The following is a 20,826-nucleotide window of genomic DNA, read 5'->3' as shown; positions in this document are numbered from 1 at the left end:
AACAAGCCGCGTTCCCCTATAAGGTGAATGCGGCTTGTTTGTTATGTTGATACGTTACATATTCGTAATAAGGGATGAAGCAGCCCGTATCTGCATAAAAGAATATGACACACGCAGACTTGGCCGCACAACTGATCAGGTTACATCAGAAACCTAATTGTTTTCAGCTCAATACACGACCTGCTGATTCTCGGATAACCAGCTCGGGCTTCAGGACAATCTTCTGCGGTTCTTTTCGCTCATCCTTTAACTCTTCAATCAACAGATCTACAGCGCGATGTCCCAGTTCTTCAATTGGCTGGGCAACGGTCGTAAGCGGTGGACTGGTTACCGAAGCAAGAATGGTATTATCAAAGCCGATAATGGACACATCCTCTGGCACGCGTAGACCCAGCTCTTTGGCTGCTTGAAGTGCACCAATAGCCTGAATGTCATTACAGCAGAACAAACCTGTCGGGTGATCCTTCTCACCGAGCAGCAATAGCGCCTCTTTTTTAGCGGAGCTCAGATCAGCTGCCGATTCTCGGATCTGATTCGGTTCCAGCGTATGACCTGCCTTAATCAGCGTTTCACGGAATCCACGTACACGTTCCTGACTGCTGCTGACTTTGGACGGTTCCGACAGAACCGCTACACGGGTGTGTCCAAGTTCAAGCAGATGATCCGCTGCGAGTGCTCCGCCAAGTACGTCGTCAATGGTGACCGTATGTACCGACAGGGATGGCATATGACGGGCAATCAGAGCAACAGGGATAGACTGCTGCAAGAGGGGTGACAAAATTTCGGCATTATCGATCCCGGTTCCGATCATCATGCCATCAACCCTTTTTTGCTGGAGCAGATTCAGGTAACGCTCTACCCGCTCGTCCTTATTATCCGTACTGCAGATGACCACGCTGTAACCCAATTGACGGCTTCGATCCTCCACGGCTCTTGCGAGTTCTGCGAAATACGGGTTTGAGATATCCGGTACGAGCAGCCCCAGTGTATACGTCTGCTTACCTGTAAGTGCAGCTGCGATCGCACTGGGTTGATAATGAAGGCGTTCCATGATCTCCATAATCTCGGCGCGCCGCTTCTCACTGATCTTGCCTTTGCCATTAATGACCTGCGAGACGGTTGCAATGGATACACCCGCCTCGCGTGCTATATCGTATATGGTTGCTTTCATTGTTTTTCCCCATTTGTGCTATATATAATATACATAGATAATTATCCTCTTCTTCTCATTATGCAGGGGGAAGTCTGCATACGCAACTTGAAGCGAGCAAAATGTGCGTAACATGAACTGTTTTACTTTTTCATCAACCACTCATGGTCAGGGTCGTTATGGAATTTCCATGTCCGAGTAGGGCCGGCCATCACGTTCAGATAGTAGACCTCATACCCCGGAGGAGCACCTACCGGATGATATCCGTCCGGAACAAGCACCACTTCACCGTTTTTCACTGCTAGCGTCTCATCCACAGAACGATCATCCGTGTATATACGCTGAATGGCAAACCCCTGCTCAGGCTGTACACGGAAATAATACGTTTCTTCCAGCAAAGATTCATCCGGGAGTGCGTCTCGATCATGCTTATGTGGCGGGTAACTGGACCAATGCCCATCTGGTGTGAATACCTCAACAACGAGCAGACTGTCCGCTTCCTTCTGTTCCGGCAAAATGTTGTGAATCTGGCGTTCCAGATTACCATACCCTCGCGCCTCTACCCCTACATCTTCGGGTGTAATGAGACGAGCCGGGTACGTGCCTTTACCGGGTGCAACACATATAGCGATTTCCAGTTCGGTACGTGCTGTGATCTGTACTTGATCGGAAGTTGAGACGTAGACCGAGTACGGAGGTATTTTCTCGAAAACACTCATTCGTTTTCCGATATTATCCCATGTGTGCTCCCGGGTACTTACATTGGCTAAACCACTGAGAAGCACCACACAGAGTTCCTGATCACCGCTCTCACGGGTTAGCGTCTCCCCCTCCGCCAGCTTCGCTACCTGAAAGCCAACATATTCCCACCCAGCCGACTCCGGTGTTACGTTTATAAGCGTACCGTCTCCCTCCGAGGTGACCACGGGTTTCACAATACGTTCTGACATCTTGTCATCCACTCCTTTCTGTAGTCGTCCATAACAACCTGATGCATATAAAAACAAGAACTTTGACTATTCATGCGCTCTATTCAAAAAAGTGACTTTAATTATCCAACTATGGCGTTGCCGTTTGCGATTCCAATGACACCCCAGTGACTTCACTCAGCTTCACAGGTCTTCCCTGCTCCATCGACATCTTCGCTGCCAGCGCAATTCGTTCTGCCTGTACTGCATCGTGGCCATCTACGATAACCGGTGTATCATGGATGATTGCATCGATAAAGAGGGCTGTCTCCTGTACATACGCTTCATTGTATCGTTCCAGGAAAAAGTGCAATGGTTTGTCGCGCATGAGTCCGGCCGCTGTACTGATCTCAGCCGTATTCGGATGATCATTCGCCGCTGCTGCGCTGCCCATCGAACCAAATACTTCAACACGCTGGTCATACCCATATACAGCCTGACGGCTGTTATCAATAACACCAATCGCTCCATTAGCAAAGGTCATCGTAACAATTGCCGTATCCACATCGCCATGTTCTGCAAAGACCGGATTGATCAGCACGTTGCCCTGAGCGTACACTTCTTCCACTTCACTCCCGGACAGATACCGTGCCATGTCAAAATCGTGGATCATCATGTCCATGAAAATCCCACCAGACACCCGGATATACTCCGCAGGCGGTGGACTAGGGTCGCGAGAAGTAATTTTGATAATATGTGGATCACCAATCGTACCATCCTGCACATGCGCACGTATCCGTCTGAAGTTGTGATCGAAGCGGCGGTTAAATCCAATTTGCAGCTTCACGCCAGCCTTATGAACTGCCGCTACAGCCGCTTGGGTCTGTGCCAGATCCATGCTGACTGGCTTCTCACAAAAGATGTGTTTGCCTGCCTGAGCGGCCTGTTCGATCAGCGGCACATGTGTATCGGTTGAAGAACAGATCAGCACCGCGTCTACATTAGGCATCGAGATCAACTGGCTACTATCCGTTGTTACAACAGGGATGCCACGGTTGGAAGCCCAAGCCTCCAATTCAGGACCTGCAAATAAGTCGCTGATTCCCACAATCTCGGCATGCGGGTTACGCAGGAGATTGTCTGCATGAATTTTGCCGATCCGTCCAGCACCGATGATGCCAATTCTCACTTTGTCCTTGCCCATTCCGTTATCCTCCCTATGTGCGTCCATATGGGCTAGGCGTTCCCTTAGCCCGAGTGATGCTCTGGTTGTTACCAGCGCGCCGTTACCATCTTCTTGCGAGTGTAGAATTCAACACCATCCGTGCCATTAGCGTGCAGATCACCATAGAAGGACTTTTTCCAACCGGAAAACGGGAAAAATGCCATTGGCGCAGGTACGCCCAGGTTAATACCCAACATGCCCGCATCAATCGTTTCACGGAATTGACGCATACTCGCCCCGCTGCGGGTGAACAGACACGCCCCGTTGGCAAAATCAGAACGGTTCGCCAGCTCAACGGCTTCCTCCAGCGTAGACACTCTTGCCACCGAGAGTACCGGAGCAAAGATCTCATCCTGCCAGATTTTCATATTGCTATCAACTTGGTCGAATACCGTTGGCCCTACAAAATAACCGGATTCACCTGTCGCCTGATCCTTACGTCCATCCCTGATCAATGCCGCGCCTTCCTGCTCTCCGGCTTCAATGTAACTGAGTGTACGCTCTTTATGCGGTCCACGGATGACAGGACCGAGGAACACACCCTCATCCATGCCGTTACCAATGGTAATGCGGTCTGCCGCTTCCACCAGCTTTTGTACCAGTTCGTCAGCTACATCACCCACAGCCACAACAACCGCACATGCCATGCAACGCTCCCCTGCTGAACCAAAAGCTGCACTGGTAATCTCTTTCACGGTTAGATCCAGATCGGCGTCCGGCATAACGATGGAGTGGTTTTTGGCACCAGCCAGTGCCTGTACCCGTTTGCCATGCTTGGATGCAGTAGTGTAGACGTATTCGGCCACAGGTTGTGATCCGACAAAGGAGATCGCTTGAACATCCTTATGTTCCAGCAACCCGTTCACGACATCATGTGCACCGTGAACAATGTTGAGCACGCCATCAGGAAGCCCCGCTTCCTTGAACAGCTCTGCCAAGCGGCCTGCCAGCAGCGGTGTACGCTCGGACGGCTTCAAGACAAAGGTGTTACCACACGCAATAGCCAGCGGGAACATCCAGCACGGCACCATCATCGGGAAGTTGAATGGGGTTATCCCCCCAATTACGCCGATTGGATAGCGGTACATGCCCGACTCCAGTCCTGTCGCGATGTCAGGCAGTTGTTTGCCCATCATCAGATTCGGGGCACCAGCCGCGAACTCGACGCACTCAATGCCACGCAATACCTCGCCATACGCTTCGGCATAACTTTTACCGTTCTCCAGCGTTACCAGGCGGGCGAGCTCCTCCCAATGTTCAACCAGTAGCTGCTGGTAGCGGAACAAAATACGTGCACGGCGCGGAACCGGTGTGCTGCTCCAGGATTTAAACGCTTCTCGTGCTGTCTGAACCGCCAGATCCACGTCCGCTTGTTCGGACAGTGGCACATGTGCAATAACTTCTTCCGTGGCCGGATTCACAACCGGCTCCGTACGAGTTGACGCTGGGGTTACCCAGGCACCTCCGATCCAGTTTTGTACCATTGTCGCTGTTGCAGACGCTTCAGAAATTCCTTTTCCCATAGCCCTGTCTCCCTTCGCTTATGTGTGATCCCTTATGTTGAACTTATATCATTGATGTTGATCTGTATGAGTGTGTTATTCAAAGTATTGCAACGAGTTTCAAGACACGGTGATCTCGCCCCGATTGCAACGTTCGATGTAGTCATTCACCTGTTCCACCGTTGGCATCGCATCCGAACAGCTGTGGCTTGAAATGACGATACTTGCTGCGCCACTGCCATATGCCATGCTGCGCTCAATCGTCCAGCCCTGCATCAATCCATACAGGAACCCGGCCGCGTAAGAGTCGCCTGCGCCGAACGTTTTGACCACTTTTGCCGGATAGCTGTTCGCACGATGGGAAAGACCTTCACGCGTATAAGCAATGGACCCTTCCTTGCCGTGTTTGATTACAACGATGTTCGCTGAGAAATCAAACCATTTCTGTGCAGTCACCTGATCGCTATGATCCGGATTGTGGTCGAATGTCTCCATCATGTCGAACTCTTCACGTGTGCCCAGGATGATATCGCATTTCTCGGCTGCGAGGTTGTAATAGACCGCTGTCTCTTCATCCGATGTCCATGTGTATGGGCGATAGTCCAGATCAAACACAATAACCGTGCCATGCTTCTTCGCATACGTTAGTGCCTGCAATACGGCTTCACGGGATGGGCTCTGCGCAAGGGCTGTGCCCGAGATGAGCAGCACTTTGGAGTCAGCGATCAACTGCTCCTGCACCTCTTGCGCCTGTAATAACAGATCCGCTACATTGTCCCGGTACATCAGGATACTGCAGTCGGTTGGGCTTTTGATTTCGGTAAAAGCAAGCCCCGTCACCGCTCCGGTGTCGTCCGTTACCACATTCGATGTGTCGATGCCGTTCTTCTCGAGATAACTCTGGATGAATCTGCCCATCTGGTCACCCGCGATCTTACCGATAAAAGCCGTCTTCATACCCAGTCTGGACATGCCTATCGTAATATTGGCCGGCGAGCCACCCACATATTTCGTGAATGTCATCGTCTCTTCCATCGGGCGATTGATCTCATTGGCGTTCAAGTCGATGCACAAGCGACCAATCGCGGTGAAATCTTTCTTCCTTGATTCTGGAAAGGATACATAGGTCATTGCATGTGAGCCCCTTTCTGTGTTGAGATTTTACATGGATTATATGGATATCTAGACTAATTACTCATTCCATCGTGAGGACTCGTAAACGGCTAGAAAAGATCAGTTTTATTTTCCAATCGTAACGTTATACTCTTGCTGGCCTTCTTCCTTTTTCGCTTCATAGGTGTGGCCTCTGACCGCTGCAATGCTAAACGAATCAGCTATGTTGGTATAACGACTCCATATAGTTCAAAGATCGCTTCGCATACTCATATGGGTTATGAATCGCAGGGTCCTGCTCTCCTTCAAGCATCGCCCAGCCATCGTACCCTCGTGTGATCAGTTCTTGCAGAATTGGTGCAAAATCAATGCATCCATCCCCTGGAACGGTAAACACCCCTCTACGAATACAGCCGACAAAGTCAGATTGCTCCGCGCGTGCTTCATCCAGCACATGCGGACGGATATCTTTCAGATGGATATAGGCGATCCGATCATAATGTTTGCGCAACAGTTCAAGTGGGTCGGCTCCGCCATAGTAGGCATGACCAGTATCATAGAGCAGATACACGAGAGAAGGGTCTGTCAGCCCCATCAGTCGATCAATCTCATCCGGTTGTTCTACCACTGTGCCACCATGATGATGATACGTAAGCTTCAACCCATGTTCACGAGCAATAGCTCCTGCTTCGTTCAACCCTTCAGCAAGAATATGCCATTCAGATTCACTGAGTCTGAGCACTTCTTTTTCATTCGGAGTTCGTCTTGGATCAAAATGAAGTGACCCGCCTACCTCCGCCGTACTGATCACCTTACTGCCCATGGATTGCAGAAACTCCGCATGTCTGCGATAACTGTCCAGCTCCGATTGACGATACGCCGGATCGGAGAACAGTACGGATTTCCACTGGGAGACCAGATTGATATTCCTTTTACTCAATTCCTCACGCAATATAGCAGGATCGGTAGGATATTTACGTCCCATCTCTGTGCCTGTCAGCCCAAGACGCTGAATGTCATCCAGAATCTGTGCACACGTTGTCGCATCACCATGCTCCTTCACATCTTCACCGACCCAATTGATCGGATGAATCCCAAGCTGGAATGGCAGCTTGCTCATTGCTCCACGTCTCCTTTGTCGTTCAACATTGTGGTTCACTATATTAAACCGGATTAAATCGGTCTTGCTTTGGCACGGTTGGCTTGCATGGTGTGATGAGCATGAACTACTTTTTCTTCGGCAGATACCTCAGGTACACCTACATTCCACCATGACTCGTATCCACCTGCATTGGTTCCAGGCACGACCGGAATCTCAATCAACGTACTCACTGTTTCGTTCTTCGCATCTCGGAGTGCTTGTTCCAGCTGTTCTGCTGTCTCCGCTCTATAGGATTTGGCTCCCATGCTTCGGGCGTGTGCTGCAAAGTCCATTGGCATGTAATCCCCGGTCAGTCGTCCACTCTCGGATTCCCGATAACGGAACTCATTGCCGAACCCGTCACTACCATGTTCCCGCTGCAAATTATGAATACACTGGAATCCATTGTTATTGAATAAGAGAACGGTCATCTTCTTCTGTTCCTGCAAACTGGTCACAAACTCCGAATGCAGCATCAGATAACTGCCATCACCGACCATCGCGTACACTTCACGATCCGGCTCGGCAAGTGCTGCCCCGAACGCTCCACTTACCTCGTACCCCATACAGGAGAACCCATACTCCATGTGATACGTCTTTGGTTCAGACGCACGCCACAGACGATGTAGATCACCCGGCAGACTGCCTGCCGCACACACTATGACGGAAGACGGATCAATGGTCCGGTTAACGATGCCAACTGCTGTAGTCTGTGCCAGCCCTGCTTCATGTTGAGCTGCATACAGCCGATCCACTTCTGCATTCCATTCAGCGCGGAGATCAGCAACTTCGGATGCGCCATATGCACTTCGGTATTGTCTTTCCTGCAATTCCTTCTGCAAAGCCTGCAATCCTTCGCGAGCATCTGCCAGAATGGCTTCTCCGCCTAACTTGGCGGCATCCATACTGTTCAGGTTGATGTTGATGAATGACGCTTCTGGATGTTGAAAAGCAGAGCGGGACGCCGTCGTGAAATCCGAGAACCGCGTTCCGACGCCGATCACAACGTCTGCTTCTCTCGCCAGCCTATTGGCTGCCAGAGAGCCGGTAACCCCGATGGCCCCCACATTCAGTGGGTGGTCCCAAGAGACTGCGCTCTTGCCCGCCTGCGTCTCGGCGATCGGAATACCAAATGCCTCGGCGAATTCCACAAGCTGGGCGGATGCCTCAGAGTACAACACACCGCCGCCTGCAACGAGCAACGGCTTACTGCCACGGGCAATCTGCTCCGTTGCCCGTTCAATGGCTGCCTGTACCGGGGGGCGACGATCCAGATAATGTACTTTGCGGGCAAAGAACGATTCTGGATAATCGTACGCCTCTGCCTGCACATCCTGCGGCAATGCGAGCGTTACTGCTCCCGTCTCTGCTGGATCGGTTAGCACACGCATCGCCTGTGTAACAGCAATCATCAGCTGTTCGGGACGAACAATGCGATCCCAGTACTTGCTGACGGCTTTGAATGGATCAGTGGCTGAGATTGTATAATCACTGCTCACTTCCAACTGCTGAAGTACCGGGTCTGGTTCCCGTGTAGCAAAGTTATCTCCTGGAAGCAATAAAACCGGAATCCGGTTCACCGTTGCAGTAGCTGCCGCTGTTATCATATTCAAAGCACCAGGTCCAATGGATGTTGTACATGCATAGATCTGTTTACGGTTCTTCTGCTTGGCATAAGCCGCTGCCGTATGCACCATGCCTTGTTCGTTCTTGCCTTGCATATACGTCAGGCTTCCCGGACTGCGCTCCAGCGCTTCTCCAATGCCTGTTACATTGCCATGTCCAAAAATACCGATGATTCCCTTCACAAACTTGGTTTCCACCCCGTCAACCGAGATATATTGCTGATCCAAGTATCGAAGCAGTGCCTGAGCCATCGTCAGTCGAATTGTTTTCATGAATTTGATCGCCGTCCTTTCCTTTACGGGTTAAGCGCTTAATCTACGTTAAGTTTAAGCGCCTTACCCCTAAAGGTTAAGCGCTTAATTGATATGGTATTACAGGTTAATGATTTACGCAAGCTATTTTTGTAAGCGTTTTTATGAAATATTGTAAAAAAAGATATTCTTGTGTTCGAACATGTGTTAGACCTTCTCTATTTGAACACTCCACAATGATTAAGAACAGACTTAAAAGAGAGGGAATATTATCGTGAGGATGGAATACTTGATGGTACATGCTAATCAGCCATATAATCCGTGATCTTCATATACAATCATGATCAATATGCCTGTGAATGCAAAAAAAAGAAAGAGACGGTGAATACCATCTCTTTCTTTATCAATATATAAGCGGGTGATGGGAATCGAACCCACGCTATTAGCTTGGAAGGCTAAAGTTCTACCATTGAACTACACCCGCATAACAACAATCGGGATGACACGATTTGAACATGCGACCCCCTGGTCCCAAACCAGGTGCTCTACCAAGCTGAGCTACATCCCGTTATCTATACCGGCGAGAGGACTCGAACCTCCACGGTTTCCCACTCGATTTTGAGTCGAGCGCGTCTGCCATTCCGCCACGCCGGCAAAATATGAAGTTATAATGGCGCGCCCTGAGAGATTCGAACTCCCGGCCTTTTGATTCGTAGTCAAACGCTCTATCCAGCTGAGCTAAGGGCGCAAAATATTGGAGCGGAAGACGGGAATCGAACCCGCGACCCTCGCCTTGGCAAGGCGATGCTCTACCGCTGAGCCACTTCCGCAAATAAGGGATGCGCGTGGAGGGACTTGAACCCCCACGTCAAAGACGCTAGATCCTAAGTCTAGTGCGTCTGCCAATTCCGCCACACGCGCATATAATGGTGAGTCATGAAGGGCTCGAACCTTCGACACCCTGATTAAAAGTCAGGTGCTCTACCAACTGAGCTAATGACTCATAGAAAACTGGTGGAGGATGATGGATTCGAACCACCGAACCCGTACGGGAGCAGATTTACAGTCTGATGCGTTTGGCCGCTTCGCTAATCCTCCAGGATTACATGGTGCCGGCGAGAGGACTTGAACCCCCAACCTACTGATTACAAGTCAGTTGCTCTACCAGTTGAGCTACACCGGCGTATTACATGGTGTTATAAATGGTGGCTCGGGACGGAATCGAACCGCCGACACGAGGATTTTCAGTCCTCTGCTCTACCGACTGAGCTACCGAGCCTTACTACATTAAAAAAAATGGCGGAACCGACGGGATACTCTCACTTCGTTCGAGACTGCGAAGCTTATGCTCTCGAAGTGAATGCTCCGACGAACCCAAAAACGGATTCTCATCCCTGAAGCATATACAAGATGGCGGAACCGACGGGATTCGAACCCGCGATCTCCTGCGTGACAGGCAGGCATGTTAGGCCAACTACACCACGGTTCCAGATCACTTTCTCAAAGGAAAGTATAATTGCGGGGGCAGGATTTGAACCTGCGGCCTTCGGGTTATGAGCCCGACGAGCTACCGGGCTGCTCCACCCCGCGTCGTTATAAAGTTATATGGTGGAGGCTGAGGGGATCGAACCCCCGACCCTCTGCTTGTAAGGCAGATGCTCTCCCAGCTGAGCTAAGCCTCCATAATATGACCCGTAGGGGATTCGAACCCCTGTTACCTCCGTGAAAGGGAGGTGTCTTAACCCCTTGACCAACGGGCCTTGCTAAAAAATTATCTGGCGGAGAGAGAGGGATTCGAACCCTCGAGACGCTTGTGACGCCTACACGATTTCCAATCGTGCTCCTTCGGCCAGCTCGGACACCTCTCCATATGGCTCCCCGAACAGGGCTCGAACCTGTGACAACTCGATTAACAGTCGAGTGCTCTACCAACTGAGCTATCAGGGAATGGTGGAGCCAAGCGGGATCGAACCGCTGACCTCCTGCTTGCAAGGCAGGCGCTCTCCCAGCTGAGCTATGGCCCCATACTCTGGTATATTTCTTGTTGTGGTCTTGCTATGGGCCCTGGTGGACTCGAACCACCGGCCTCACCCTTATCAGAGGTGCGCTCTAACCAACTGAGCTAAGGGCCCTTATCAATTTTCGAAAAAAAATACCCCAGTGGGGTTTCGCTTGGCGGCGTCCTACTCTCCCAGGACCCTGCGGTCCAAGTACCATCGGCGCTAGAGGGCTTAACGGTCGTGTTCGGGATGGGTACGTGTGGAACCCCTCCGCCATCGCCACCAAACGCATAGCTGTGCTTACATTTCAGAGATCGTTCTCTGAAAACTAGATTCGAAACGAAACATGCGAATTATCACTTGCTATTGGATAAGCCCTCGACCGATTAGTACTGGTCAGCTCCATGCATTGCTGCACTTCCACCCCCAGCCTATCTACCTCGTCGTCTTCAAGGGGTCTTACATACTGGGAAATCTCATCTTGAGGGGGGCTTCACGCTTAGATGCTTTCAGCGTTTATCCCGTCCGTACATAGCTACCCAGCGGTGCTCCTGGCGGAACAACTGGTACACCAGCGGTACGTCCATCCCGGTCCTCTCGTACTAAGGACAGCTCCTCTCAAATTTCCTACGCCCACGACAGATAGGGACCGAACTGTCTCACGACGTTCTGAACCCAGCTCGCGTACCGCTTTAATGGGCGAACAGCCCAACCCTTGGGACCTACTTCAGCCCCAGGATGCGATGAGCCGACATCGAGGTGCCAAACCTCCCCGTCGATGTGGACTCTTGGGGGAGATAAGCCTGTTATCCCCAGGGTAGCTTTTATCCGTTGAGCGATGGCCCTTCCATGCGGTACCACCGGATCACTAAGCCCGACTTTCGTCCCTGCTCGACTTGTAGGTCTCGCAGTCAAGCTCCCTTATGCCTTTGCACTCTTCGAATGATTTCCAACCATTCTGAGGGAACCTTTGGGCGCCTCCGTTACTCTTTAGGAGGCGACCGCCCCAGTCAAACTGCCCACCTGACACTGTCCCCGCACCGGATTACGGTACCAGGTTAGAACCTAGATACGATCAGGGTGGTATCCCAACGTTGCCTCCACACAAGCTGGCGCTCATGCTTCAAAGGCTCCCACCTATCCTGTACAGATCGTACCCAAATTCAATATCAAGCTGCAGTAAAGCTCCATGGGGTCTTTCCGTCTTGTCGCGGGTAACCTGCATCTTCACAGGTATTAAAATTTCACCGGATCTCTCGTTGAGACAGCGCCCAAGTCGTTACGCCATTCGTGCGGGTCAGAATTTACCTGACAAGGAATTTCGCTACCTTAGGACCGTTATAGTTACGGCCGCCGTTTACTGGGGCTTCGGTTCACAGCTTCGGGATTACTCCCTAACCACTCCCCTTAACCTTCCAGCACCGGGCAGGCGTCAGCCCGTATACTTCGCCTTACGGCTTCGCACAGACCTGTGTTTTTGCTAAACAGTCGCTTGGGCCTTTTCACTGCGGCCCCCTCGTGCTATTCACACTACCGGGGCACCCCTTCTCCCGAAGTTACGGGGTCATTTTGCCGAGTTCCTTAACGAGAGTTCTTCCGCGCGCCTTAGAATACTCTTCTCGCCTACCTGTGTCGGTTTGCGGTACGGGCACCTTCACCTGGCTAGAGGCTTTTCTTGGCAGTGTGAGATCATGACCTTCGCTACTATAATTTTCGCTCCCCATCACAGCTCAGCCTTACAATGTGCGGATTTGCCTACACATCAGCCTTACTGCTTAGACGGACATCCATCAGTCCGCGTCACTACCCTACTGCGTCCCCCCATTGCTCATAACGGCTTACGGTGGTACAGGAATTTCGACCTGTTGTCCTTCGACTACGCCTTTCGGCCTCGCCTTAGGTCCCGACTTACCCTGAGCGGACGAGCCTTCCTCAGGAACCCTTAGGCTTTCGGCGGATCAGATTCTCACTGATCTTTTCGTTACTCATACCGGCATTCTCACTTGTATAATGTCCAGCGCTCCTTACGGTACACCTTCAACCCTTATACAACGCTCCCCTACCCCTGATGCAAAGCATCAAGCCATAGCTTCGGTGGTGTGTTTAGCCCCGTTACATTTTCGGCGCAGAGTCACTCGACCAGTGAGCTATTACGCACTCTTTCAATGGTGGCTGCTTCTAAGCCAACATCCTGGTTGTCTGTGCAACTCCACATCCTTTCCCACTTAACACACACTTGGGGACCTTAGCTGATGGTCTGGGCTGTTTCCCTTTTGACAATGGATCTTAGCACTCACTGTCTGACTCCCGGAAGTAAGTCTATGGCATTCGGAGTTTGACTGAGCTTGGTAACCCTTGCGGGCCCCGCACCCAATCAGTGCTCTACCTCCACGACTCTGTTTTCCGAGGCTAGCCCTAAAGCTATTTCGGGGAGAACCAGCTATCTCCGAGTTCGATTGGAATTTCTCCGCTACCCCCACCTCATCCCCGCATTTTTCAACATGCGTGGGTTCGGGCCTCCAGTGCGTGTTACCGCACCTTCACCCTGGACAGGGGTAGATCACCCGGTTTCGGGTCTACGTCCACGTACTATGTCGCCCTATTCAGACTCGCTTTCGCTGCGGCTCCGGCTCTTCACCTTAACCTTGCACGGGAACGTAACTCGCCGGTTCATTCTACAAAAGGCACGCCATCACCCCTAAAACGGGCTCTGACTTTTTGTAAGCACACGGTTTCAGGTTCTATTTCACTCCCCTTCCGGGGTGCTTTTCACCTTTCCCTCACGGTACTGCTTCACTATCGGTCGCTAGGAAGTATTTAGCCTTGGCAGATGGTCCTGCCGGATTCATACGGGGTTTCACGTGCCCCGCACTACTCGGGATCCGTCTCGGAGGGAACAGACTTTCAACTACAGGGCTTTTACCTTCTTTGGCGGGCCTTTCCAGACCTCTTCGCTTAACCGGTTCCTTTGTAACTCCATGTGAGACGTCCCACAACCCCAAAGAGCAAGCTCCTTGGTTTGGGCTTCTCCGCGTTCGCTCGCCGCTACTGACGGAATCACTATTGTTTTCTCTTCCTCAGGGTACTTAGATGTTTCAGTTCCCCTGGTATGCCTCTGCATAACCTATGTATTCAGTTATGAGTAACTGGAAATTACCCCAGCTGGGTTTCCCCATTCGGACACCCCCGGATCAAAGCTTGCTTACAGCTCCCCGAGGCAGTTTCGTTGTTCGCCACGTCCTTCATCGGCTCCTAGCGCCTAGGCATCCTCCGTGTGCTCTTAGTAGCTTAACCATTTTGTTCCGGTTTCGGTCGCTCGCTTCCCTTGTTTTGCTTGCGCAAAGCCAAAAGTCGCTCTCACCCGATACCATCACAAAAGCAATTTGACTACCGTTTTTATTGAAACTTGTTTAACACAAGTTCAGCTAAAAAGGAATGTTCTAATTCGCGTTTGTTTCGTTTCGATATCTAGTTTTCAAAGAACAAGCTCCATGCAAAAGCAAGCTGTTTTGAGAGTTTGAGCTCTCAAAACTGAGCAACGAGTGAGTTAAAAGCTTTACGAAGTAAAGCTCGCTTCGGAAGCATGCTTCCTGAAGACTTATATTTGAATGTTTCCACTCGGGAAACGATTCTCCATAGAAAGGAGGTGATCCAGCCGCACCTTCCGATACGGCTACCTTGTTACGACTTCACCCCAATCATCTATCCCACCTTCGGCGGCTGGCTCCTTGCGGTTACCCCACCGACTTCGGGTGTTATAAACTCTCGTGGTGTGACGGGCGGTGTGTACAAGACCCGGGAACGTATTCACCGCGGCATGCTGATCCGCGATTACTAGCAATTCCGACTTCATGCAGGCGAGTTGCAGCCTGCAATCCGAACTGAGACCGGCTTTGTTGGGATTGGCTCCATCTCGCGATTTCGCAGCCCGTTGTACCGGCCATTGTAGTACGTGTGTAGCCCAGGTCATAAGGGGCATGATGATTTGACGTCATCCCCACCTTCCTCCGGTTTGTCACCGGCAGTCTATCTAGAGTGCCCACCCGAAGTGCTGGCAACTAAATATAAGGGTTGCGCTCGTTGCGGGACTTAACCCAACATCTCACGACACGAGCTGACGACAACCATGCACCACCTGTCTCCTCTGTCCCGAAGGAAAGATACATCTCTGTACCGATCAGAGGGATGTCAAGACCTGGTAAGGTTCTTCGCGTTGCTTCGAATTAAACCACATACTCCACTGCTTGTGCGGGTCCCCGTCAATTCCTTTGAGTTTCAGTCTTGCGACCGTACTCCCCAGGCGGAGTGCTTAATGTGTTAACTTCGGCACCAAGGGTATCGAAACCCCTAACACCTAGCACTCATCGTTTACGGCGTGGACTACCAGGGTATCTAATCCTGTTTGCTCCCCACGCTTTCGCGCCTCAGCGTCAGTTACAGCCCAGAGAGTCGCCTTCGCCACTGGTGTTCCTCCACATATCTACGCATTTCACCGCTACACGTGGAATTCCACTCTCCTCTTCTGCACTCAAGTCACCCAGTTTCCAGTGCGATCCGGGGTTGAGCCCCGGGATTAAACACCAGACTTAAATGACCGCCTGCGCGCGCTTTACGCCCAATAATTCCGGACAACGCTTGCCCCCTACGTATTACCGCGGCTGCTGGCACGTAGTTAGCCGGGGCTTTCTTCTCAGGTACCGTCACCTTGAGAGCAGTTACTCTCCCAAGCGTTCTTCCCTGGCAACAGAGCTTTACGATCCGAAAACCTTCATCACTCACGCGGCATTGCTCCGTCAGGCTTTCGCCCATTGCGGAAGATTCCCTACTGCTGCCTCCCGTAGGAGTCTGGGCCGTGTCTCAGTCCCAGTGTGGCCGATCACCCTCTCAGGTCGGCTACGCATCGTCGCCTTGGTGAGCCGTTACCTCACCAACTAGCTAATGCGCCGCAGGCCCATCCCCAAGTGACAGATTGCTCCGTCTTTCCAGTTTCCTTCAGGCGAAGAAAACAATTATTCGGTATTAGCTACCGTTTCCGGTAGTTGTCCCAAACTTGAGGGCAGGTTGCCTACGTGTTACTCACCCGTCCGCCGCTAACCATCAGAGAAGCAAGCTTCTCTTCAAGTCCGCTCGACTTGCATGTATTAGGCATGCCGCCAGCGTTCGTCCTGAGCCAGGATCAAACTCTCCAATAAAGTATTGAAAAGAGCGATAAGCTCATTTTGAATCTGACGAGATTAAAAATCTCATTTGTGCTCCAGTCGATCCAAGCCAGGGCTTGTCTCAAACTTTCGCGTTCATTCTGCAAGCAGAATGTTTACTCACTCGTTGTTCAGTTTTCAAAGATCAAACTTGTTTTTTCTACCGAGTGTCGTTCCCCTCAGCAACTTTTATATCATAACACTTCCGTACCAACTTAGCAAGCTCTTTTTTAAGTTTCTTTTCGAAGCTTATTTGTTTTGCCTACTGCACTTTGTTTCTCGTGTTTTTTGGCCGGAAATAGAATATATCATATACACAATACAATTACTACTTGTAAAATATCCCACCAGCAAACGAATGGTTTAACTTGATTCCATCTTTTCTTAAGCTCTTTTTCTGATGGCAATATCCTCTTACTATATCCTATATACGTTCACTGGTCGAATCTCTCTCAATATAGGTTGTGAACTAATCAACCAGCATCATTACATTCGTTCTATAAAATATGAAACAAAATACCTCTATTCAATAACACTGCTATCTATTATGTGGACCGAATCTTGTAATTGAACTCCATAGGCTGTGGACTAGATAGATTGTGTTTTTACTCTTTTTACTATTAGTCTTTGAACCTCCCCATCACTATCGTGTCGTGATACTGTCCTTCCATGTGTCGCCGATCCTTTTTCAAAATACCTTCGATCTCGAAGCCACTCTTTTGGTATAACTCGATTGCCTTATCGTTGGAAGCTAGCACGTTCAACTTCATCTTCTCTACACCAGTCTGGTCTGCCCATTCTATCGACTTCTCCAGCAAGTTCTTGCCAATCCCATGTCCCCAGAATTCTCGGGCTACACACACGCCGAACTCAACTTTATGGCAAAAGCGCTTCAGCTCTGTACCTTCACATCGGGAGTATCCCACAATCTCACCCCCTACTACAGCAACAAGGAACAGATTCCGTGACTTCTCAGTGTCCAAATGGATGATCCGCCTGAACCCGGCTGCGTCGATATACGCCTCACCCTCTTCACGATCCATGTTCTCGGTTTCCCCATCGATTTGTACACGAAGTGGAGACAAGGCCTCAGCATCCTTTTCCTCTGCCGATCTAATGGAATAAGATAAGCCTTTAATGTAATATTCCTGCTGATTGATCATCATAAGAACCGTACCTCCTCTTCTGCTTTTTATAATTACTATACCTGTATCGCTCTACCCCACCTCAGACGGACTCTTGCCCGTAAGCATTTTGAACACTTGGCTGAAATACGTCGCATTACGGAACCCCGTCATCTCGCTCACCTCATATACCATGTAATGTCCCGACTGCAACAGTTCCAGCGCCCTCTGAATCCGGTACCCGTTCAAATAACTCACGAAGTTCTCACCGGTCACCCTTTTGAAAAGTTGACTCAGATACTTCGGATGTACGAACAGCCCCTTGGCAATCGCTTCAAAACTAATCTCTTCGGTGTAATGCAGCTCCACATACTGTTTCACCTGCTCTATCAGTTTATTGCTCTTCTTCTCACCCATCTCTTTGCGTATCTGATCGAGCCAGTTGCAGATAATACGATCCATCCAGCTTACCAGATCATGCAAAGCATATTTCGATTGAATTTCACGCAGAAAATCACTCATCGCGAGCGGCGGGGGTAACATAGGGTGAAGTCGGTTCCAGCTATGAATCAACGTGTCAAACAAACTGACGACCACCACCTGTACACCCTGTATCCCAACACAGTTGCCCTCTTTCAGCAAAAGCCGAATATGGTGCCATACCTCTTCCGCCAGATCAGGTCTGATATCCGTCCAAGCCTCATTCCATTGACGAAGCATTAACGAATAATCGGTCACACTTGGTTCTGTATCCTCTGACGCTTCATAGTGGTAGATACGATTTCCACCTTGAAACTCTGCTGTTTCCACCGCTTCCCTGCTCTCCAGATAAGAATCTATCACCTCACATGGGTGACTTTTGGATTTTCCTATTCCAGCACTTACTTCGATTTTCAAATACGTAAAGATCTGATCCATCATCCTTTCCACGAGTGGCAAGATCTCCTCCAGCTGATCCTTATCCTCTTTGTCTGCTAATAGAAGCAACACAAATACCTGATCCGAATAATCAACAATCTCTACCTGACCATTCATGCGCGCCGCATGCTCCTTCACCGTCTCCTGGATAATATCGGCCGCCCCATAGCGAAGAAGTTGCCAATCCCGTTCTTTCATCCGTGTCAAAAATACGGGGCGATTCAGCTGCAGACTAATGGCACGTGTCTGGGAGGACATGTGAATGCCTATATAGTCCATGCGTTCTTTGGGTAGCTCGTCTGCCCGATATCGCGTAGTCAGCAGTTCGTGAAGAAATTGTTTGCGCAAATACGGAAGTACCCGTCCGACCTCCTGCTTGTACGTCTGCTCCAGCCGCTCATGCCGCTCTCGCACATCTTGTTCCAGTAGCACCTCCCGCAGCACAGACTCAATCTCCTCAACCTCTGCCGGCTTCAGCAAAAAGTGATTCACCCCCCAGCGCATGGCTGCCCGGGCGTTCTCGAATTCGTCATATCCACTAAGAATGATGATCGGCAAGTGGGGATGATCACGTCGCAACGTCTGTGTGATCTCAAGCCCGGTCATCCCCGGTAGATAGACGTCAGTCATAACCACATCTGGATGCATGCGTTGAAACAGCTCCAGCGCATCCAAGCCATTGGATGCAGTGCCTGCAATGCTGAGGCCCAGAGAAGGCCAATCGATATGATCTGTTAATGCCTTTACAATATGAGGATCGTCATCAACAAGCATAATGGTCTTCATCATTTTTCACCGTCCAGCCATAGATTTAATTGCTCGTCGGTCTCAATACGCGGCAGCGTAATGGTCACTTCCACGCCACCTGACTCTCTATCGCTCAGTTGAACGCCATACCTCTTCCCACAATAAAGCTGAATGCGCTGATGTACATTCCGTACACCGATGCCACACGTCTCTTCGAGTTTCCACCCCTCCGGCAAACCCCGCCCATTATCCGCGATACGAATGACGATATCCTCATGCGGGCCAACCTCTTCGTGCATATGCACCTGAATTCGAAGTGTACCTTCTTCAGGGTGCCCGTGCATAACGGCATTTTCGATAAAGGGCTGCAAAATGATCTTGGGAATGTAACAACCACGAATATGCGGATCGATCTGCTCCTGATATTGAATGGAGAACGGTAACCGCTCTGACTGGATGTTAACGTAGCAACGGGCATGTTCCAACTCATCACGAACCCGTATAAACAATCTCCCTCCACTCAGTCCGATCCGTAACAGCTTACTGAGCTGCACAATCATACGACTGATATCCTTAGCTTCATAATCAAGTGCGCGCCAGTGGATCATGTCGAGGGTATTGTATAGAAAATGGGGTTTGATCTGGGCCTCAAGCAAGCCCGTCTGGGCTTCACGCTTAGCCCGGCTCTCATCCTTCACCTGTTCCATCAGCGTCGTGAGCTGTGAAGCCATGTGATTAAAGCCATAAGCCAAATGGGCATATTCCTCCGTAAACGAAAGTTGGACCCGGGTATCGAAGTCCCCTTTCTCCAGTTGTCTCATTCGCTTGATCAATTGTCTCAGTGGGCGGATGATCTGCCTTACGAACAGGTACGCAAGCACAGCGGAGCATAATAGTCCCAGTATGGCGATGCCGAGAATCTGCCAGCCCGCATGCCTGACCGGAGATAGAAGTGTGTACACCGGAATAGTCTGTACGAGTCGCCACTGAAGCATGGCTGGTCTGGAGTAGAGCACCAATTGGGCACCTCCGGATTGGCCGGAAACGACTTCGTATCCATCTGCGCCAGGCTGTACATGTTCCTGAATCCATGCACTATCTATAATAGAAGAAGATGAATTTACAGCTCCACCCGTTTCTTGAATGGTACTCGCTTCATTTCTTCTATCCGCTCGTTCATTTTCCTCTGCTGGATCAACTCTCCCCATCTGCATTACGACATTACCAGCCGTATCTACCAACAGGACTTTTCCATCAAGCACCATGGGCACATCGGCAAACCTGCGTACGATGTCCGCTCTACTCAGTCGAATGAGCACATAGGCCACCGTTCCGCCATGACTGTCGAAAATCCGTTGGGCGTATCCGACCAGGGATTGGCCCGATTCGTTCTCGCGCAGCGGCACCCATGCCGCATCAGCCTTTTCCAACGTAGCAAACCAAGAGTCGTGTGCGATGGTATCCACCGGAAATATGCGATCAGCCATAGTCACTGTCACCTCATTAAAGACATCCGTATACAGTTCGATGGAGGTGATGCCTTCACTCACGACCATGGTATGATCCAGGATTCGAGAAACCTCTCTCCGCTGGTGAATCTGTGCAAGCCTGCCCGTATCGGCCTTTTCGAGCAGATTGGACAGTTCCCGATTGCTTGCCAAACCATATGCGGTTCCTGTTACCCCTGTAATGAAATCAAATCCCCGACGTGTGCTCTCGTTCAGAAGAGCCAGACGTGCTTTGCTAATCTCGGCAAATGTGACCGCAGAGAAAGACTGATATGCCAGCCAGACCACAACGGAGACGAGCAACAGGTTAAACGCAATAAAGCAAGTCACCATCAATGTGGAGAGCTTGCTTTGTTGCAGCTTTTGATTAATGAATGCAGACCATCTTCCTTTCCCCATGGAAAAATCAACTCGT

The 20,826-nt window shown here is 50.5% G+C and carries 10 protein-coding genes, 18 tRNA genes and 3 rRNA genes; all 31 read right to left on the bottom strand.

Annotated features, from left to right (window positions below; genetic code table 11):
• Positions 1-163: 163 nt before the first annotated feature.
• Entirely contained in the window at positions 164-1,171 is a 1,008-nt protein-coding gene (locus ACETMN_RS01650) for a LacI family DNA-binding transcriptional regulator (RefSeq protein ID WP_192136445.1), read from the bottom strand.
• Positions 1,172-1,293: 122 nt separating this feature from the next.
• Positions 1,294-2,100 (bottom strand): 5-deoxy-glucuronate isomerase, encoded by an 807-nt coding sequence (gene iolB, locus ACETMN_RS01645; RefSeq protein ID WP_411735688.1) that lies wholly within the window; start codon positions 2,098-2,100, stop codon positions 1,294-1,296.
• 109 nt (positions 2,101-2,209) lie between these two features.
• Positions 2,210-3,262 (bottom strand): inositol 2-dehydrogenase, encoded by a 1,053-nt coding sequence (gene iolG / locus ACETMN_RS01640; protein ID WP_411735687.1) that lies wholly within the window; start codon positions 3,260-3,262, stop codon positions 2,210-2,212.
• A gap of 68 nt (positions 3,263-3,330) precedes the next feature.
• Positions 3,331-4,806, bottom strand: a complete 1,476-nt coding sequence (locus tag ACETMN_RS01635; protein WP_244661184.1) for a CoA-acylating methylmalonate-semialdehyde dehydrogenase — start codon at positions 4,804-4,806, stop codon at positions 3,331-3,333.
• A gap of 99 nt (positions 4,807-4,905) precedes the next feature.
• The gene (iolC, locus tag ACETMN_RS01630) at positions 4,906-5,916 is read right to left on the bottom strand and encodes a 5-dehydro-2-deoxygluconokinase (RefSeq protein WP_091019826.1); all 1,011 of its coding nucleotides are present in this window, start codon (positions 5,914-5,916) and stop codon (positions 4,906-4,908) included.
• Between the two features lie 199 nt (positions 5,917-6,115).
• Entirely contained in the window at positions 6,116-7,018 is a 903-nt protein-coding gene (gene iolE / locus ACETMN_RS01625) for a myo-inosose-2 dehydratase (protein WP_091019824.1), read from the bottom strand.
• Between the two features lie 53 nt (positions 7,019-7,071).
• Positions 7,072-8,937 carry a 3D-(3,5/4)-trihydroxycyclohexane-1,2-dione acylhydrolase (decyclizing) gene (iolD, locus tag ACETMN_RS01620; protein ID WP_091019822.1) on the bottom strand — a complete coding sequence of 622 codons (1,866 nt, stop codon included), beginning with the start codon at positions 8,935-8,937 and terminating at the stop codon, positions 7,072-7,074.
• Positions 8,938-9,329: 392 nt separating this feature from the next.
• A tRNA-Gly gene (locus tag ACETMN_RS01615) sits at positions 9,330-9,400 on the bottom strand.
• A 10-nt stretch (positions 9,401-9,410) separates the two neighbouring features.
• Positions 9,411-9,484: transfer RNA gene (locus ACETMN_RS01610), tRNA-Pro, on the bottom strand.
• A 7-nt stretch (positions 9,485-9,491) separates the two neighbouring features.
• Positions 9,492-9,570 (bottom strand) — tRNA-Leu (locus tag ACETMN_RS01605).
• Between the two features lie 17 nt (positions 9,571-9,587).
• Positions 9,588-9,664 (bottom strand) — tRNA-Arg (locus tag ACETMN_RS01600).
• Between the two features lie 7 nt (positions 9,665-9,671).
• Positions 9,672-9,746: transfer RNA gene (locus ACETMN_RS01595), tRNA-Gly, on the bottom strand.
• A 10-nt stretch (positions 9,747-9,756) separates the two neighbouring features.
• Positions 9,757-9,837: transfer RNA gene (locus tag ACETMN_RS01590), tRNA-Leu, on the bottom strand.
• A 6-nt stretch (positions 9,838-9,843) separates the two neighbouring features.
• Positions 9,844-9,919: transfer RNA gene (locus tag ACETMN_RS01585), tRNA-Lys, on the bottom strand.
• Positions 9,920-9,928: 9 nt separating this feature from the next.
• Positions 9,929-10,014: transfer RNA gene (locus ACETMN_RS01580), tRNA-Tyr, on the bottom strand.
• A 9-nt stretch (positions 10,015-10,023) separates the two neighbouring features.
• A tRNA-Thr gene (locus ACETMN_RS01575) sits at positions 10,024-10,099 on the bottom strand.
• Positions 10,100-10,119: 20 nt separating this feature from the next.
• Positions 10,120-10,195: transfer RNA gene (locus ACETMN_RS01570), tRNA-Phe, on the bottom strand.
• A gap of 132 nt (positions 10,196-10,327) precedes the next feature.
• Positions 10,328-10,405, bottom strand: a tRNA-Asp gene (locus tag ACETMN_RS01565).
• A gap of 27 nt (positions 10,406-10,432) precedes the next feature.
• Positions 10,433-10,506: transfer RNA gene (locus ACETMN_RS01560), tRNA-Met, on the bottom strand.
• A gap of 16 nt (positions 10,507-10,522) precedes the next feature.
• A tRNA-Val gene (locus ACETMN_RS01555) sits at positions 10,523-10,598 on the bottom strand.
• Positions 10,599-10,604: 6 nt separating this feature from the next.
• Positions 10,605-10,676 (bottom strand) — tRNA-Glu (locus ACETMN_RS01550).
• 16 nt (positions 10,677-10,692) lie between these two features.
• A tRNA-Ser gene (locus tag ACETMN_RS01545) sits at positions 10,693-10,784 on the bottom strand.
• Positions 10,785-10,787: 3 nt separating this feature from the next.
• A tRNA-Asn gene (locus tag ACETMN_RS01540) sits at positions 10,788-10,863 on the bottom strand.
• Position 10,864: 1 nt separating this feature from the next.
• A tRNA-Ala gene (locus tag ACETMN_RS01535) sits at positions 10,865-10,940 on the bottom strand.
• 34 nt (positions 10,941-10,974) lie between these two features.
• Positions 10,975-11,048: transfer RNA gene (locus ACETMN_RS01530), tRNA-Ile, on the bottom strand.
• 38 nt (positions 11,049-11,086) lie between these two features.
• Positions 11,087-11,203: ribosomal RNA gene (rrf, locus tag ACETMN_RS01525) — 5S ribosomal RNA — on the bottom strand.
• Between the two features lie 79 nt (positions 11,204-11,282).
• Positions 11,283-14,210, bottom strand: a 23S ribosomal RNA gene (locus ACETMN_RS01520).
• A 345-nt stretch (positions 14,211-14,555) separates the two neighbouring features.
• Positions 14,556-16,108: ribosomal RNA gene (locus tag ACETMN_RS01515) — 16S ribosomal RNA — on the bottom strand.
• The 16S, 23S and 5S rRNA genes sit together here with 18 tRNA genes alongside, the layout of an rRNA operon.
• Positions 16,109-16,734: 626 nt before the next feature.
• Positions 16,735-17,280 carry an N-acetyltransferase family protein gene (locus tag ACETMN_RS01510; RefSeq protein WP_411735686.1) on the bottom strand — a complete coding sequence of 182 codons (546 nt, stop codon included), beginning with the start codon at positions 17,278-17,280 and terminating at the stop codon, positions 16,735-16,737.
• Between the two features lie 51 nt (positions 17,281-17,331).
• Complete coding sequence (locus ACETMN_RS01505; protein WP_411735685.1) at positions 17,332-18,945, bottom strand: response regulator; 1,614 nt, start codon at positions 18,943-18,945, stop codon at positions 17,332-17,334.
• Complete coding sequence (locus tag ACETMN_RS01500) at positions 18,942-20,810, bottom strand: sensor histidine kinase (RefSeq protein ID WP_105602198.1); 1,869 nt, start codon at positions 20,808-20,810, stop codon at positions 18,942-18,944. The genes ACETMN_RS01505 and ACETMN_RS01500 overlap by 4 nt, the downstream gene beginning before the upstream one ends.
• Between the last annotated feature and the right edge of the window lie 16 nt (positions 20,811-20,826).

The organism is Paenibacillus sp. M2, from assembly GCF_046713495.1.
GTDB lineage: Bacteria > Bacillota > Bacilli > Paenibacillales > Paenibacillaceae > Paenibacillus > Paenibacillus amylolyticus_B.
The sequence above is the reverse complement of the archived record's forward strand: the minus strand, read 5'-3'. Positions and strand labels throughout refer to the sequence as shown.

Coding starts and splice junctions, on each gene's coding strand:
- ACETMN_RS01650 (WP_192136445.1), bottom strand. CDS start 1,171: ATGAAAGCAACCATATACGATATAGCACGCGAGGCGGGTGTATCCATT.
- iolB (WP_411735688.1), bottom strand. CDS start 2,100: ATGTCAGAACGTATTGTGAAACCCGTGGTCACCTCGGAGGGAGACGGT.
- iolG (WP_411735687.1), bottom strand. CDS start 3,262: ATGGGCAAGGACAAAGTGAGAATTGGCATCATCGGTGCTGGACGGATC.
- ACETMN_RS01635 (WP_244661184.1), bottom strand. CDS start 4,806: ATGGGAAAAGGAATTTCTGAAGCGTCTGCAACAGCGACAATGGTACAA.
- iolC (WP_091019826.1), bottom strand. CDS start 5,916: ATGACCTATGTATCCTTTCCAGAATCAAGGAAGAAAGATTTCACCGCG.
- iolE (WP_091019824.1), bottom strand. CDS start 7,018: ATGAGCAAGCTGCCATTCCAGCTTGGGATTCATCCGATCAATTGGGTC.
- iolD (WP_091019822.1), bottom strand. CDS start 8,937: ATGAAAACAATTCGACTGACGATGGCTCAGGCACTGCTTCGATACTTG.
- ACETMN_RS01510 (WP_411735686.1), bottom strand. CDS start 17,280: ATGATGATCAATCAGCAGGAATATTACATTAAAGGCTTATCTTATTCC.
- ACETMN_RS01505 (WP_411735685.1), bottom strand. CDS start 18,945: ATGATGAAGACCATTATGCTTGTTGATGACGATCCTCATATTGTAAAG.
- ACETMN_RS01500 (WP_105602198.1), bottom strand. CDS start 20,810: ATGGGGAAAGGAAGATGGTCTGCATTCATTAATCAAAAGCTGCAACAA.